The sequence below is a fragment of the Dolichospermum sp. FACHB-1091 genome (assembly GCF_014697585.1).
Lineage (GTDB): Bacteria > Cyanobacteriota > Cyanobacteriia > Cyanobacteriales > Nostocaceae > Dolichospermum.
In genome coordinates this window covers 46,528-62,236 of the sequence record NZ_JACJSB010000011.1, presented here as the reverse complement: position 1 = coordinate 62,236, position 15,709 = coordinate 46,528, and the positions used below count along the sequence as shown (strand labels likewise).

General features: G+C 38.1%; 11 protein-coding genes. 5 read left to right on the top strand and 6 right to left on the bottom strand.

Features of this window, described 5'->3' with window-relative positions:
- Nucleotides 1–34 precede the first annotated feature (34 nt).
- A complete protein-coding gene (locus H6G25_RS09055; protein WP_190392191.1) occupies nt 35–2,176 on the bottom strand; it encodes a recombinase family protein in 2,142 nt (713 codons plus the stop codon).
- 58 nt (nt 2,177–2,234) lie between these two features.
- Here H6G25_RS09055 and H6G25_RS09050 point away from each other — a divergent pair, with 58 nt between their 5' ends.
- From H6G25_RS09050 to H6G25_RS09035, 4 genes are all read left to right on the top strand, one after another.
- Nucleotides 2,235–3,548: a proton extrusion protein PcxA gene (locus tag H6G25_RS09050; RefSeq protein WP_190392190.1), complete on the top strand. Its 1,314-nt coding sequence runs from the start codon at nt 2,235–2,237 to the stop codon at nt 3,546–3,548.
- Nucleotides 3,541–4,773: a murein transglycosylase A gene (locus tag H6G25_RS09045; protein ID WP_190392189.1), complete on the top strand. Its 1,233-nt coding sequence runs from the start codon at nt 3,541–3,543 to the stop codon at nt 4,771–4,773. Before H6G25_RS09050 ends, H6G25_RS09045 begins: the two co-directional genes overlap by 8 nt.
- Nucleotides 4,774–4,961: 188 nt before the next feature.
- Complete coding sequence (locus H6G25_RS09040) at nt 4,962–6,002, top strand: tRNA-dihydrouridine synthase family protein (protein WP_190392188.1); 1,041 nt, start codon at nt 4,962–4,964, stop codon at nt 6,000–6,002.
- A gap of 405 nt (nt 6,003–6,407) precedes the next feature.
- Nucleotides 6,408–8,237, top strand: coding sequence for a DUF4912 domain-containing protein (locus H6G25_RS09035; RefSeq protein ID WP_190392187.1), 1,830 nt, complete (start codon nt 6,408–6,410; stop codon nt 8,235–8,237).
- A 511-nt stretch (nt 8,238–8,748) separates the two neighbouring features.
- Here H6G25_RS09035 and H6G25_RS09030 read toward each other — a convergent pair.
- On the bottom strand, nt 8,749–10,113 hold the full coding sequence (locus H6G25_RS09030; RefSeq protein ID WP_190392186.1) for an OB-fold nucleic acid binding domain-containing protein: 1,365 nt from the start codon (nt 10,111–10,113) through the stop codon (nt 8,749–8,751).
- Nucleotides 10,114–10,737: 624 nt separating this feature from the next.
- Here H6G25_RS09030 and H6G25_RS09025 point away from each other — a divergent pair.
- Nucleotides 10,738–10,935 (top strand): NblA/ycf18 family protein, encoded by a 198-nt coding sequence (locus tag H6G25_RS09025; RefSeq protein WP_028083489.1) that lies wholly within the window; start codon nt 10,738–10,740, stop codon nt 10,933–10,935.
- Between the two features lie 37 nt (nt 10,936–10,972).
- Here the strand turns inward: H6G25_RS09025 and H6G25_RS09020 are convergent, their stop codons facing one another.
- From H6G25_RS09020 to kdpB, 4 genes are all read right to left on the bottom strand, one after another.
- A complete protein-coding gene (locus H6G25_RS09020; protein WP_190392185.1) occupies nt 10,973–12,130 on the bottom strand; it encodes an anhydro-N-acetylmuramic acid kinase in 1,158 nt (385 codons plus the stop codon).
- A 93-nt stretch (nt 12,131–12,223) separates the two neighbouring features.
- Nucleotides 12,224–12,823 carry a K(+)-transporting ATPase subunit C gene (gene kdpC, locus H6G25_RS09015; RefSeq protein WP_190392184.1) on the bottom strand — a complete coding sequence of 200 codons (600 nt, stop codon included), beginning with the start codon at nt 12,821–12,823 and terminating at the stop codon, nt 12,224–12,226.
- A 46-nt stretch (nt 12,824–12,869) separates the two neighbouring features.
- Nucleotides 12,870–13,076 (bottom strand): potassium-transporting ATPase subunit F, encoded by a 207-nt coding sequence (locus H6G25_RS09010; protein WP_190392183.1) that lies wholly within the window; start codon nt 13,074–13,076, stop codon nt 12,870–12,872.
- Between the two features lie 218 nt (nt 13,077–13,294).
- On the bottom strand, nt 13,295–15,394 hold the full coding sequence (kdpB, locus tag H6G25_RS09005; protein ID WP_190392182.1) for a potassium-transporting ATPase subunit KdpB: 2,100 nt from the start codon (nt 15,392–15,394) through the stop codon (nt 13,295–13,297).
- Nucleotides 15,395–15,709: the final 315 nt, after the last annotated feature.

The following is a 15,709-nucleotide window of genomic DNA, read 5'->3' as shown; positions in this document are numbered from 1 at the left end:
ATAAAAGGTTTTAGCTTTATTCAGCCAGCGCTATTTACACCACCTCACTAGCATAAACTAAAGGTAACAAAGGTCCGATTTGTTCCTGTCCATTTACAGCTAAATCACTGTGACACAAATATAGTTTATCAGACACACGCGCTAGTAAATCGGCGATAATTATTTGTAATCTTTGTTCTTCGGCTAATTGTTCATCTGCTGCTGTCCAAGGTTTTCCTAGTCTATGCTGTAAAAATACATTAGCACCAAATAAAGTAGCCGCGCCACCTTTTGCCCACAGGGGTGAACCAATATCTAACCAAAAATGCCAACGGTGATTTTTTTTACTGGCACGGTATTGAAATATAGTCGCTAAAGTTACAGTTTTTCTATTACTACCGATAGAACGCACCGGTTCAGGATTTGCAGTAATTGTTCCCCGTTGTAGCAGTTGAATAAATTCTGCAATGGTAATGCTAAGTGTTTCTGGCGTATGCAGTGAAAGTAATAAGGAATCTGTTTGTTTTAAGCGAGTGTCTATTTCCCAATAATGTTGAGCAGTTTCTATTAATTCTCTTAATGCTGATAATTCCTGATATGAAGGATTTTTATCCTTACACACAAAGTCTTGAATGGCTTTATATAAGAGAAAAATGGGAGTGACAACAGGTCGCTGGTGATATTGCTCCCGCTGTTGGACAATCCATTGTAATATTTGTTCATAAGCCTGAGTTGCAGTATAACCAATTCTATCCCAGCGTTCAAAGGTTTTCACTGATAATAAATTGGGTGTGTCGGGGTGGGGGACAAAACAATAATCTGCTATTAACCCAGCCCGCACCGGATCTATTCTAGAATGATGAAATTCTTTTTTCTCCCCCTCTGGAGTTTGATATTGACTTAAAATAACTAACATTTCCGCCACTGCGTCCCTATCCACCAAACGCCCCAAACCAGGATAAACTAGAGCTATTAAGGTCAGTAAGGCTCTAACTACGGAGGAACTAATTAATGGGCGCTGTTCATTAAGTGATTCTACTTCAATATTTTGTTTAGTTAATATTTCTACCAAGGTATAACGAGCGATCGCATCTAGTCCTGGTGCAATAATTGCTACTTCATCTGCCCCTACTTCCCCGGATTTGACCCCATGAATTATTATCTGGGCTATTTGACGTAATAACTCAGCGCGGGAAGTGGTTTGGACAGGCTGTACAGAACTTGGTAAACTCAACATTGTCATGGGATGTGTTACCAATTCTACCATTTGATCAGTGAGAAAATATCCCAAACTATGGGGATGTGGTTTAGTTAAATTCTCTACTTGACAATATTTAGTTAATCTGGATAAATACTGAGGATCTGCCCCCAAACCCCAGCGGACAGCCCCGTCACGATTGTAGCTAAATGCGCCCACAGCACCAGTATTTAACAAAAATTCAAATAAATTAGCAGCGATCGCCGGATAATCATCTACATCATCTGCTATGATACCCTGATAACGTTGCTTGAGATGCTGCTGATAGTCACCATGAGTTAATAATTTTTGGTTATATAGCTCGGTAATTAGCCCGTAAGTCAATAAACCCCGTTCTAAACACCAATTTCGCCAATTTAGTAGTAAAGAACCCAAAAATTCCGGTTCTAAATTGATAGAATTATCTACTATACCACTGTGCAATATTTGGGGAATATGTTCACAGGATACACCGCTATAAGCTGCTAATTGCCATAAATCCAGTATTCGTCTAACTAAACGATACTCATTTATACCGACACGCCGCAAGATATCTGAGTTTAAATGGGAACTCCAGAGTTTTGTCGCTAATTCCTGTTCCGTTTCTGGACGTAATCTAACCGGAAATTGTGCTTTTATTGACAATAAATCAATTAATAATGGCCAAAATAAAATTACCTCATCTTGAAAAAACCCCAAGGCTGTTTTGACACGAATAGGATGTTTTCCCAGGGTCAAAGTAGTAACTCTATCAGCTAATTCTCGTCTGTTGTCATCATTAGCAGCTAGTAATAAAATACTTAGTTCTCTTTGGTGTAAATTTAAAGTTGGATTTATAGGGTTGTCAGATAAATTGGACAACTTACGGTCTTTTATTTGCAACCAAGCACTAAACTGGTTTAGCAAGCGAGTAGTTTTACCACTGCGACTAGTACCAAAAATCCAAATAGAAGAAACCATATCTTTTAGGTTAATTTAAGTTTAATAGTTTAGTAGATAATGCCAGATCATGGTCTCAATGAAAAATACTGTGTTTAAACAAAAAATATACCCTTTTTTACTAGCTGCTTACAGATGGTATCTACTGACACCAGAGCGTTCTTTAGAAGCAGCTTATCAAGCAGCTATAAAAATCCAGGGAATTGAAGAAAAACATTTCCATGGTAACAAAATAGATGCCGAGTCTACCACCTACAGTAGTAGTGTCATGGATTATTTTGAGACAGATTTGCAAAAGTTATTAAAAACGGTACAAATGCGGCTGACGGAGTTTAAAGCGAGTCAGTGGTTGGCTAATGAATCTAAGCAAAAAGCCGCCATGAAAGTGGGTATAGAATATAGTAGCCCAGCATTAATTTTAGAGAAACTAGAATTTATTGACCAAGTTACTTCTAAATACAATAATAATGATATATACAAAAATTATGAAAATCCCAATTCTCAACCTGTTAAAGTCCCCGTAGATTTAGTTAAATCTCAGCCATTCACACCCAAAACAGCAAGTAAATCTAACCAAAATATCAGAAAAGGAAAAGCTAATACTACAGGAATTTTACCCCGCTCAATTTTCAATACTATCACTCGGCTACAAGTAGAATTAGATCCGGGTTCTGAGCAGGACGTAGTTAGAAATTTTCGTCAAGCACAAAAAAGAAGTATTATCTCTATCCGATTTATACTGCTACTTATTATCATTCCTCTCCTGACTCATCAAATTTCCAAAGCTCTAATTGTTGGACCATTGGTAGAACATTTTCGCAATCAAGAAAAAGCGGAAATTTTCTTAAATACAGAAATGGAAGAAGAAGGACTATTAAAATTACAAAGATTTGAAGAAAGAATTAAATTTGAAGCATTAATTACTAATGCACCTCCTCTGGGGTCTGAAGAATTAGAAAATAAAATCAAAGAGAAAGCGGAGGAAGTAAAAGAGGAATTTCGTCAAGAAAGTGATAATGCAATTAAAAATGTATTTGCTGATATTTGTGCGGTAATTAGTTTCACCGTGTTGTTAATAATGAGTAAATCTGATATTGCTGTACTCAAAGAATTTATTGATAACGTAGTCTATGGTTTAAGTGATAGTGCTAAAGCATTTATCATCATTTTATTTACTGATGTTTTCGTTGGATTTCACTCTCCCCACGGTTGGGAAGTGCTGTTAGAAGGGATATCACGACATTGGGGATTACCGGCTAATCGTGATTTTATTTTCTTATTTATTGCCACATTTCCCGTGATTTTAGATACTATATTCAAATATTGGATTTTCCGGTATTTAAATCGAATTTCACCGTCTGCGGTTGCTACCTACCATAACATGAATGAATAGCCAGCATTTTGCCAATATTACTATTAGTTTACCTGTATTTATGGCCAGTTTGATTGTGGGGATAAAACCACTCCTCAATCAAGAACTTAGTCCCCCCGAATGTCGGTTAGCAAAATGGAATTTACCACCGTTAGTAAATTCAGAGCCAAAGAAGTTACCCGTACTTGTTCCTAGAGTACCAGTTACTTGCTGTCAAGAGGATATTTCCTGTTTAGATCAAGCAACTTATGATGATAAAAAAGCATTATTACAATCTATAGATTATAGCCTGAAATATTTGCAAACAGAACAGGCGATTATGGCTTATCAAAAATCGGAAATTACTAGAGAAAGAGTTGATCAAAGTTTGCAAAGATTTCGTCAATTGTTGATTTCCACAAAATCGGCTCAAGACTTACACGCAGCTATCGAAAAAGAATTTGTTTTTTATCAATCTGTAGGGAGAGATAATAAAGGAACGGTTTTATTTACCGCTTATTATGAACCTGTATATTTAGCCAGTCGTCAACCAACAAAAGAGTTTCGTTATCCTGTTTATCGCTATCCCGCTGATTTAGAATCTTGGGCTAAACCCCATCCTACCAGATTAGAATTAGAAGGTGCAGATGGTTTACAAGGTGGAAAGGGAAAATTAAAAGGATTAGAATTATTTTGGTTTAGAAATCGTCTTGAACCTTATATAATTCAAATTCAAGGTTCAGCCAAACTTAAATTAACAGATGGAACACAAACAACCATAGGCTATGCTGGTAATACAGCTTATAATTATAGAAGTTTAGGAAGGTCGTTAGTTGATGATGGTAAATTACCTTTAGAAGGGTTAAATATGCCAATTATCCTCGAATATTTCCGCAAATATCCCCAGGATTTGAATATTTATATTCCGCGCGATCGCAGTTTTGTATTTTTTCGAGAAACCTACGGAAAACCAGCCCAAGGTTCTATTAGTGTACCACTAACTCCAGAGCGTTCTATTGCTACAGATAAATCATTAATGCCTCCAGGGGCTTTAGCATTAATTCGCGCTCCTTTTCCCTATATTAATAATAGTAATAAAATCGAATATCGGCTGGTGAGTCGTTACGTTTTAGATCAAGATACAGGGGGCGCAATTAAAGGAGCAGGGAGGGTAGATTACTTTTTAGGAACAGGTGAAGCTGCGGGAGAAAGAGCGGGGGTGACAGTCAGCAATGGACAATTATTTTATCTATTACTAAAACCGTAATTTTTAGATTCCCGACTTCTTGAAAAATTCGGGATCTAGTTTAACTGTTAACTGTTACAGGACTTACGCAAAATATCCCTCCCTAAATCTCCATTTCTCTGTGTTCTCCGTCCCTGGAGTAGTTCGTTTATTCCATATCCCCTGTATAAGTCCCGTTTGTAACAAAAACTGTAACAACAATCTAATTTATGGCAACAGTTTTCATCTCTAAGTCCCAGGTATCGCTTCCCCAATCCCTTCATCCATGTCTACCCCTCACCGCTCTTGCGCCCATGCAGGATGTTACCAACAAGTGGTTTATGAAGGTTATTGCTCACTACGGCAGTCCTGACTACTTCTTCACTGAGTATTTTCGCGTCAATGATACTTCCCGTCTCAATCCTCACATTCTCGCAGCAATCACCGAAAATGATACTGATCGCCCTGTTTTTGCACAAATGATTGGCGAAAGCATTCCCGACTTAGTTCGAACAGCAAAGGAACTCTGTCGCTATAATATTGCTGGAGTAGACTTGAATATGGGCTGTCCAGCACCAAGAATCTATCGCAAAAATGTTGGGGGTGGGTTGCTGCGAGAACCGGAAAAAGTAGAGCGGATTTTAGGTGAACTGCGTTCTGCTGTGAACGATCGCCCTTTGACTGTGAAGATGCGCGTAGGCTTTGAAAATACAAATAACTTTTACCAAATACTAGATATAATCAACAGTCACAGCATTGACTTGCTAAGTTTACATGGTCGCACGGTCAAAGATATGTACCACGGCGCTGTCAAATATGATTTAATCGCGGAGGCTGTCAAACGCGTCCATTGTCCAGTGCTGGCTAATGGTAATATCAACTCAGCAACAACTGCTGTTGAAGTGCTTTCTCAAACCGGCGCAGCAGGGGTGATGGTGGGACGGTGGGCTATTGGGAATCCTTGGCTTTTTCATCAAATTCGCCAGGTTTTGCAAGGAGAGCAGATCACACCCATTCCTTTAGTGGAGGTACGCGACTATATTGACCGTTTATGGCAAACTCCTACCGCTTCAACTATACCAGAGCGATCGCGTATAGGCTACATAAAAATGTTCCTTAACTATATTGCCTTGAGTGTTGATACCGAAGGTCATTTTCTCCGACTGATGCGACAGACGCAAACCGAGGTAGAACTATTTACCCTATGCGATCACGTACTCCTTGGCGATCCGACAAAAACTTTAGCCTTAGCACCATCCTTGAGCGTGTAATTACGTAGGGAAAAGAGCGATGCCTGGGGCGTGCCTAGCCTGAGAAAATAAATTCTGATTTTTATTTTAAAATACAGCACTTCCCGATGTTATGAGGTACAAGAACCCCACCCCCAACCCCCTCCAATATCAAAAGTTTATCCTTTTCTTCCCCCCGCAGCGGGGGGATTGAGGGGGCTGCGAGGAGGGGGCTTAGGATGTACCTCGAGCAGAAACCCCTGTAGTGCATCTTAAAGCACCTTAACTATCAGACCGGAAATAAATTTCCGGGACGGGTTGGAAGCCGACCGCCAACTTCTAACTCCTTTTTTATTCTCATCACTTGTGTTATTACAGATAAAAATGACTGAAGTTGTATAATTAGCCTGTCTGCTCAATCAAAAAAAATATTTTCAGTATTTGTCAATGGTCCATTTATTTTATCTTAATCACGGATATATGTGGCAAGAACAAAAAAAAGACAACGTAATTATCAATCTGGCTTTATTAATGTCCATAACTGCCAGTTCCACAGTAGCAAATCTCTTGATTTCCGCACCAGTCCACTCCAAGTCTCAGAATCATTCTCCTGCTTTTTACCTTGCTAATGTTACCCCTAGCGCAACTCCTACCACAACTTCTACTGTAAGCCCAACAGCAACCTCTACAGTTAATCAAAATCCATCTTTATCAACTATTCCAGAAATCCGAGTTACACAACAGCCTCTCAGAATTGGTGGTGAAATACAGTTGGTAAATCCCTTTAGTCAGCCCTCAATGATCACCAAAAATCTGGGGTTCTTCCTGCTATTACCCTTATTTTTAATTGCTGGTTTAACTAGCTGTTTACCTTTGTGGTGGAGAAGAAAAAAGCAGTCCCTAAATTCAAAAACAGATTCTATCTCAGCTTCAGATATATCAGATTCAGAGACGATACCTGAAACGTGTCTCTTTGGGGAAGCAGCAGAGGAGACCCTTGGTGAGATAGCTACACCAACCACAACTAACAATCACAATGGATTCAATGATAATCACTTCCAAGAGGAAATCTCCCCAGAAGTAACACCCGCAAGTAATCTAGCTGTTATAGATCTACCACAGACAATTTCCTCAATCAATCAGGCAAAGGAAATTAAGGAAATTAATCAACTTGATTCGGACTATAGTAGCATAATGTGGGATACAGAAGCTCCTGTCATTGTCGTTAATAATCATTATCCACAAATCCCCAATATTCATCACAACCTAATTGATGCAGATATACCTACAGATGAATTTACCAATTCTCTGCTAGAAGCACCTGAATCACCAACACCAATATCTGAATCTGAATCTGAATCTGATCCTAAGATCATATCTTTATCAGAATTACTCGATACGCCTCCTAAACCATTTAAGAAAGATAACAATATATCTTTATCAGAATTACTCGGTATATCCCCTACACCTATTAAGCAACTACCACAGGATCAAAATTTACTGTCTGATTTACCATTGAATCTGGAAGAGGCTTTAAATTCGATAACCAATGACATTCAACTTAATACATCTGAGATAGTAGAAGAGATATTAGCGACTTCATTCCATCCTACAACCACAGATGAAGACATCGCAATGGGGTTAGATGCAGAAATAGAAGCTTGGACTACTATTAATCAAATCAATGCGAGTGAAAATACCAGAATTGTCTTCACACCCCGCACTCCCAAATGGGCTTATGTATCTTGGTATATTTCTGATAGCGATAAGCTAAAACAAGCTATAAATCATCAACAGATATTACAAAATCAACGATTTATCACTTTAGCTGTACGTCTCTATGATGTTACTCATCTTGACCTTAGCTATCAGCTTCCTGAATTGGTGCAACAATATGAATGTGAAACTGCAATCCATGATTGTTATATACCTATTCCCAAAGGTGAACGTGATTACATGACAGAAATTGGTTATTTAATTAATAATTACCAGTGGATATGTTTGGCGCGTTCTGCTACAGTTCACGTCTTTGGTACTCCCAGTACAGACTTTTGGTTTGTTGTTGACACGGAATTAGTTATTTATGGTGCAACAAAACAAGATGCAATTGTCACTATTGATGGTCAAAATATCAAACTCAATGCTGATGGTACATTTAAGGTATCTGTTCCTTTTGTGGATAACCTGGTTGATTATCAAATGATAGCTACTTCTGTTGATGAAGAAGATACTAAAACTATCTACCAAAAGTTTTTTCAGGAAAAGAAGGAGAATTAATAGCAATATTACATATTTAGCAGCAATTAAGGCGGTTTGCATTGACAAACAAATCGCTTTTTTCACAATTTCACTGTCAAAATCATACAATAAAAGTCACTAAGTCAGAAGTTATAAGTTACAAATCATGAGTAAAAATTTTTTGTGGATTAAGTTTAATTGTTAATCTATATCCTAACTGTTTTAACAATTGCTTTATCTTTAAATACAACTAAGGTACAAGTTTGCCTGACAATAATCTAAGATCGCATTACAATAGCATAAGATCACATTACAATGGCATAAGATTGTATTCATTATTTAATAGTAAATATTTATATTTGATTGTAAGTATATACTAAAATTAAATAAGGTATCAAATTAATAAAGCAGCAGAAAACATAAGAGTCCTATTAACAGACCATGCTAATCAGTAGAGTCTCTTAAAGAAAGATATTACATACATAAAGAAATAGAAAATTGAGAGAGTTTTTGGGTAAGTCTTAAAAATGTGCCATCTTTGTATTCATGCTTAACCACTGGTCAATTGTTTAATATCAGCGTGAAATTTAGCACTTTGTAATGCTTGCAGTGCTGTTCCTGAATCTTGTACCCAAAACTGTCTACCAAACCGGACAATTTCTCGATGATTTCCTGCTTGAACAATGCCAATTACTGGTACTTTTGATTTATTATCCTTATCTCCAGCTTGGGCTTTGAGAATTGTATTTAGACGATGTTGTTCTTCAATAGTCCCCGCTTGTTGTGGACTAAGTTCCACTAAAATCATTTTTACCATTTCTACAGTTTCTGCATCTTCCAGAATAAATTGACTTTGTTCATCACGACGATCTACCTTACCCCAAATAATTAATCTAGCATCAACTGCTAGTATAGAACTAATGCGTTCATAAGTTTTAGGAAAAACAATAGCTTCTGTAGTAGCAGATAAATCTTCAACTTGCAAAATTGCCATTGGTTCACCTTTTTTTGTCATTACTTTTTTAACATTATTCAACATTACTACCGCACAAAGTATAGAATCATCCTTTTGTTGGCCCAGTTGTGCTAAATTAATTGGTGCAAGGATAGATGATGATTGTCTGATAGATTTGAGAGGATGGTCTGATAAATAAAATCCTAATAATTCCTTTTCCATTCGTAACTTTTCTTGAGGTGGTAAATCATTGACAGGAGGAGCTTTCGGTGCAGATTCAAAAGAGTTTTTCTGTAGCTGATTATTATTACCTGCAAATCCACTTCCTAATAAATCAAAGATGCTTCCCTGTCCACTAGCCTTATCTTTAGCACGGGATTGGGCCCACTCATAAACTAATTCAGAATCATGGATTAATTGGTTGCGATTAGGTTCAATTTTATCAAAAGCACCGCAATTAATCAGTGATTCTAAAGTGCGCCGGTTCATAGCTCGTAAATCAACACGGTCGCAAAAATCCGCGAGAGATTGAAATGGGACTAATTCCCCTGATTGTTCTCTTGCTTCTAAAATAGAAGCGATCGCATTTTGTCCCACATTTCGCACCGCCGAAAATCCAAATAAAATTTTGCCATCTACTGGTGTAAAATCTAGACCAGAGCGATTCACATCTGGTGGATCAATAGTGATACCCATATTAGAGCAATTATCAAGATACTTCCGTACTTTGTCAGTATCACCACTGTTAGCGGTTAACAGCGCGGCCATATATTCCAATGGATAATTTGCTTTTAAATATGATGTTTGGTAAGTTACGTAAGCGTAAGCAGTGGAGTGAGATTTATTGAAACAATTAGCAGCGACAAAACCATTTTTGATCACAAAATTGTGGTCACTTTCTACACCAATATCATAAACAGTGGCTTGACCGACATATTTGCGAGAAATTATTTTAACCATATGACTGAGTTTTTCTAAATTTTTTGATTTCTATCTTAGAGGATGTTTCAAAAGTATTAAATGAGACAAAAGATAAACTTTTGGTCTTAGAGTGGGTTAGTTTTGTACCACAGGACACCTGGAAGTGCTATAATTATCCAGGTTTTCTGTTTCTTCTGCAAGTCCTAAATATACTTAACATTTTGTTCAATTTGAGCATTTTTCCTATCAATAACTTGCTAAAAATATTTCTACCCTCCAAATATCATAGGAGTTTAAATTTTTCTAATTACCCCAACTGACATATTCCACCGGGTATTATGTCTAAATAAACAGCAAATATCATGTCAACTGTCTACAGCATCTAGATGAAAACCCAATTAGTTACCTCTAGTGAGAAATAAATTTCAAAAGATGGGCAAACTGTCAAACATTTGTTATATTTCTTAATATAGAGAAACAAATGTTAACCAAAATCCAGAAATCACTTCTACGGATGTTTATGTGACATAGCAAATTGCAGACAAAAGCAGTACAGAACCTAAGTAACAAGTAAAAGCCCGTTTTACTGTTTACTACTGACTCCTAACTCTTCAATTCTGTTGTCAATGTCGTTTTTATACGTTGTTTGTTTTGGAGTTCATTATGAATCAACCAATTGAACTGTCCTTGGAACAGCAATTTAGCATTTGCTCCTTTGCTACACAAGTCCAACAGATGAGCCATGAACAAGCTCAAGACTTTTTAGTTAAGCTGTATAGGCAAATGATGGTGCGTGAAGCAACTTATCAAGAACTGCTTAAACAACAGTGGGGTCTAGACTCAGGTTCTAGCATGGCCTAGAGAAAAATCCGGGGATATAGCCTGAAATTAGGGATAATTAGCGATAATTACCGTGAATTTCCCCTAACAGCACCTCCTGAGATGCTCCTGTCACAGAAGGTAAGTTACCAGGAATACCGATACTGCGCCAGTATGCTAAAACCGCAAAAGCGATCGCCTCCTTAAAGGAAGCGCTCATACCAAGCTTATCCGTAGTAGAAACTGGAACTTTCCCCAGTAACAACTCTAACCGCCGTTTTAAGTAAATATTACGACTACCACCACCACATAATAACACCTGATGTGGTCTTCTTGGTAGAAAAGTGTCATAATTGTGAACAATAGAAACCGCCGTCAGTTCTGTAATGGTTGCCAAAAAATCCGCAGGCCATGTACTGAACTGGTAGCCTTGAGCATCTTCTAAACATTGATGTAAATAAGCAACACCAAATAACTCACGTCCAGTAGATTTAGGAGGTGGTAAGTGAAAATACTCATGACTGAGCCATTTTTCTACCAATGGATAACATGGTGTACCACTAGCTGCCCAATCACCATTTTCATCATAGGTTTTAGCCCCATTGGTAAAATGTTGTACAGCCAAATCCAATAGACTATTACCTGGACCTGTATCCCAACCGCGAATTTGGGACAACCAATTATCACTGACTGCTGGTAGGTAAGTTACATTACCGATACCGCCAATATTTTGTATACAACGTTCCTCCTGTGCATCACCCAGTAAATAGGCATCAACTCTAGGAACAAGGGGCGCACCATGGCCACTAACTGCAATATCAGCAGTTCGGAAATTACTGACAGTAGTAATACCAGTTAAATGGGCAATTAATGATCCCCGTCCCAGTTGCAAACTATAACCCAGTTCCCCTGCTTCTTGACGGGGACGATGGTAAACAGTTTGACCATGAGAACCGATCAGAGTAGCTGCTTGATGACCAACTTGGATAAATTGGGCAGCTTCAGCAAAAGTCCGGGATATAGCATCATCTATGGTAGCTAATTCTGCCATTGATACAGCAGCGCCAGCGCCAAGTTCTAGAATTTGTTCTCTGAGTCGCGGGGGATAGGGATATGTTTCCCCCGCTATCAACTCCACCTTCAGATCCAAATCCCTGCCAGAAATTTCCACTAAAGCGGTATCTATACCATCTACAGATGTACCACTCATTAAACCGATAACACGAGTCGGGTGCATTGACTCAAATACTTTTATGGATATCAATAGCAGTGTAATTCATCCCCATTACCCATGTCAAAAAAAAATGACTAATTGACAACCGACCAACAACTAATTTTGTTCACGATTGATCTCTTGTAAATCCAGGGCATAATTTAAACGTAAAATATTTACCCCAGGTTCACCGAAAATCCCCAAAAATCTGCCATCAATATATCTGGTAATTAACGGGATGATCTCATCTTCCTTTATCCCCCGTGCCTGTGCTACTCTTGCTATTTGTTCTCGTGCTGCTTTCAAAGAAATATGGGGATCTAAACCTGAAGCTGATGTATAAATCAAATCAGCCACAGCTTGTTTATTTTCATTTTGCAATTCTTCAGCTTGTTTGAGAATGCGTTCCTGGAGTTGAGGATTAGTAGGAGCAAAATTACTACCTCCAGAAATACCAGTAGGTTCAGCTTTTTGACCTTGGCTATATCTAACAGCACTAGGACGACCATGAAAATAACGGTCTGAGGTAAATCCTTGACCAATTAAAGTTGAACCAATGGGTTGAGCATTGACATTTGATATGATACTACCATTAGCTGAAAATGGAAAAATTGACTGGCCTACTAGCAATATAAACAGGGGATATATAATTGCCGTTAATAACCAAATTACCAGAGTAATTCTGACCGCTCTGAAAATTTCTCTAAAAATAGACATAATTTCATCTTTAATTTTATTTAAACTTGTTTTAATTGGTAAATTATTAAAAGCGTTCTGGCTGAAAAATGACTATAAACAAATAAACTACTAACATTAAAGTCGTAAAACCTAAAATACCAATTGCCCAAGCAGAAACTTTATCTAAGCTACCACCACTATTAGCATAAACCACTGGAGCAATCAATAAATTTAAACACATCACCAGAAAAATAATGATGGGTAATTGGGATTTAAATCTGGATAATCTCATAAATTTTATCAGTTTGATCAGATCAGGTTTAAGAAATGCAGATTATACAACAATTCTGTTAAATTGTGTAGGTTGGGTTGAGGAACAAAACCCAAGAACTTCATGAATGTGTTGGGTTTCGCTGTCGCTCTACCCAACCTACAATTATCCTTGATTAAACTGGATTATACAATAGTGATATCTCAAGAATAATTAACCGCTTAATTTAATAATTTAATTTAAGCTAAACCGACAAATGTAATCATCATATCTATGAACTTAATCGCAATAAATGGCGCAATTACCCCACCTAAGCCATAAATTAAAATATTTCGTTGCAAAAGTTGATTAGCTGTCAAAGGTCGAAATTGAATACCTTTTAATGCTAGGGGAATCAAAGCGGGAATAATTAAAGCATTGTAAATTAATGCGGACAGAATAGCCGAATTAACACTAGTTAACTTCATAATATTCAGACTTTCTAATTTAGCAGCAGTGAAAAGTACGGGAATAATCGCAAAATATTTAGCAATATCATTTGCAATAGAAAAGGTTGTCAATGCTCCACGGGTAATTAACAACTGCTTACCAATACTAACAATATCAATTAATTTGGTAGGATCGGAATCTAAATCTACCATATTGGCGGCTTCTTTGGCGGCTTGTGTTCCCGTATTCATGGCCACACCTACATTAGCCTGTGCTAAAGCGGGAGCGTCATTAGTTCCATCTCCCGTCATCGCTACTATTTTACCCTCAGCCTGTTCCCGTTGAATCACAGTAATTTTATCTTCTGGGGTAGCTTCAGCGATAAATTCGTCTACTCCCGCTTCTTGAGCAATTACAGAAGCAGTAATACGATTATCTCCCGTGAGCATGATTGTTCGTACCCCCATACGTCGGAGTTGGTCAAATCGTTCACGGATACCCGGTTTAACAATATCTTTGAGATAGATAACACCGTAAATTTCATGATCAAGACAAACCGCTAAGGGTGTACCACCTTGACGAGAAACTTGCTCATAAGCAACATCTAATTCTGGATTATTCCGTCCATGACGCGATAGGATAAAGCCTTTAATTGCTTCTACCGAACCTTTTCTTACTTCCCTACCACCAGGTAAATTAGTACCACTCATGCGAGTTTTGGCCGAAAATTCTATTCCCTGGGCTTGTTTACGGTCTAAATCAAAATTTGCACCTAACCTTTCTGCCAGTCGAACAATAGATTTACCTTCTGGAGTATCATCAAAGATACTAGCTGCCAAAGCTACATTAGCAATTTCTATAACTGAGTGGCCATTGATAGGAATAAACTCCTCTGCTAAACGGTTTCCCAGGGTGATTGTCCCAGTTTTGTCAAGAACTAGGGTACTTATATCTCCACAGGCTTCTATGGCTCTTCCAGAGGTAGCAATGACGTTAAATTGAGCTACCCTATCCATACCTGCAATACCAATGGTACTCAGTAAACCGCCGATAGTTGTGGGTATAAGTGCTACTAGCAGAGCAATGAGAACCGGTACACTAACAGGACTATTTACATAGTAAGCAAAGGCAGGAAGAGTTGCCACTACAAATAGAAATACCAAGCTCAGAACCGCTAATAATACTGTTAAAGCAATTTCATTAGGCGTTTTAGTGCGCTCTGCTCCTTCTACTAAAGCAATCATCCGGTCAATAAAGCCTTTACCAGCTTCAGCCGTAACACGAATAATCAGTTCATCGGATATAATGCGTGTACCTCCTGTAACGGAACTGGCAACATCCGAACCTGATTCTTTGAGAACAGGAGCAGATTCGCCAGTAATCGCTGATTCATCCACAGACGCGACACCCATGATCACTTCACCGTCCGCAGGAATGATATCACCTGATACGACGTGGATAGTATCCCCCCGGTTTAAACTCGTGGCCGGAACTTCTATAATTGTGCCGTCAACACCAATCTTTTTGGCGTTAGTAGCTGACTGCGTTGAACGTAAAGTATCAGCTTGGGCTTTCCCCCTTCCCTCCGCTACAGCTTCAGCAAAGTTACTAAATAGAATCGTAAACAGCAAAATTCCCGTTAACAGCCCATTAAATAAATAGGGGTTTTTTTGGTTTATCGGTCCAAATAATTGGGGATAAATCGTCACAGAAAAGGTGATAATTGTTCCTACCCATACCAAAAACATCACCGGATTTTTGATAGCATATCGAGGATGCAATTTCATAAAAGCATCCCTAATGGCTCGAATATAAAGTCCTTTGTTCGTTATCCGCGCTTTTCTGTGTTTTTGACGGCGATAACGAGGACGGGGGGCTTTAGAGTGAGAATTAGTTCCGTTTGAGTTCATATATAAGTAATTTTTTAGAAGTTACCGAGTCAGGAAGAAGAAACAAAAAACGAAGAGGGAAAATTATCTTCATCTTCTTATAGCATTTCCTAGTCCACAGAGGTACAGATTTATCTGCGTTTATCTGCGTTTATCTGCGTTTAATTTCTTATCTCTGTACCTCACTAGACTGAGAAAGGCTATTAGAACTTACGCAAGATTCATGGAATAACGAACCACTCCAGGCACAGAAGTCACGGAGAAATGAGGATTTGAGAGATATTTTGCGTAAGTCCTGGCTATATCTTAGCTATATTAACTACTAGCAGCATCTTA

Excerpts from the sequence above, each read along its gene's own strand:
- H6G25_RS09055 (WP_190392191.1), bottom strand. The coding sequence starts at position 2,176 with ATGGTTTCTTCTATTTGGATTTTTGGTACTAGTCGCAGTGGTAAAACT.
- H6G25_RS09050 (WP_190392190.1), top strand. The coding sequence starts at position 2,235 with ATGAAAAATACTGTGTTTAAACAAAAAATATACCCTTTTTTACTAGCT.
- H6G25_RS09045 (WP_190392189.1), top strand. The coding sequence starts at position 3,541 with ATGAATAGCCAGCATTTTGCCAATATTACTATTAGTTTACCTGTATTT.
- H6G25_RS09040 (WP_190392188.1), top strand. The coding sequence starts at position 4,962 with ATGGCAACAGTTTTCATCTCTAAGTCCCAGGTATCGCTTCCCCAATCC.
- H6G25_RS09035 (WP_190392187.1), top strand. The coding sequence starts at position 6,408 with ATGGTCCATTTATTTTATCTTAATCACGGATATATGTGGCAAGAACAA.
- H6G25_RS09030 (WP_190392186.1), bottom strand. The coding sequence starts at position 10,113 with ATGGTTAAAATAATTTCTCGCAAATATGTCGGTCAAGCCACTGTTTAT.
- H6G25_RS09025 (WP_028083489.1), top strand. The coding sequence starts at position 10,738 with ATGAATCAACCAATTGAACTGTCCTTGGAACAGCAATTTAGCATTTGC.
- H6G25_RS09020 (WP_190392185.1), bottom strand. The coding sequence starts at position 12,130 with ATGCACCCGACTCGTGTTATCGGTTTAATGAGTGGTACATCTGTAGAT.
- kdpC (WP_190392184.1), bottom strand. The coding sequence starts at position 12,823 with ATGTCTATTTTTAGAGAAATTTTCAGAGCGGTCAGAATTACTCTGGTA.
- H6G25_RS09010 (WP_190392183.1), bottom strand. The coding sequence starts at position 13,076 with ATGAGATTATCCAGATTTAAATCCCAATTACCCATCATTATTTTTCTG.
- kdpB (WP_190392182.1), bottom strand. The coding sequence starts at position 15,394 with ATGAACTCAAACGGAACTAATTCTCACTCTAAAGCCCCCCGTCCTCGT.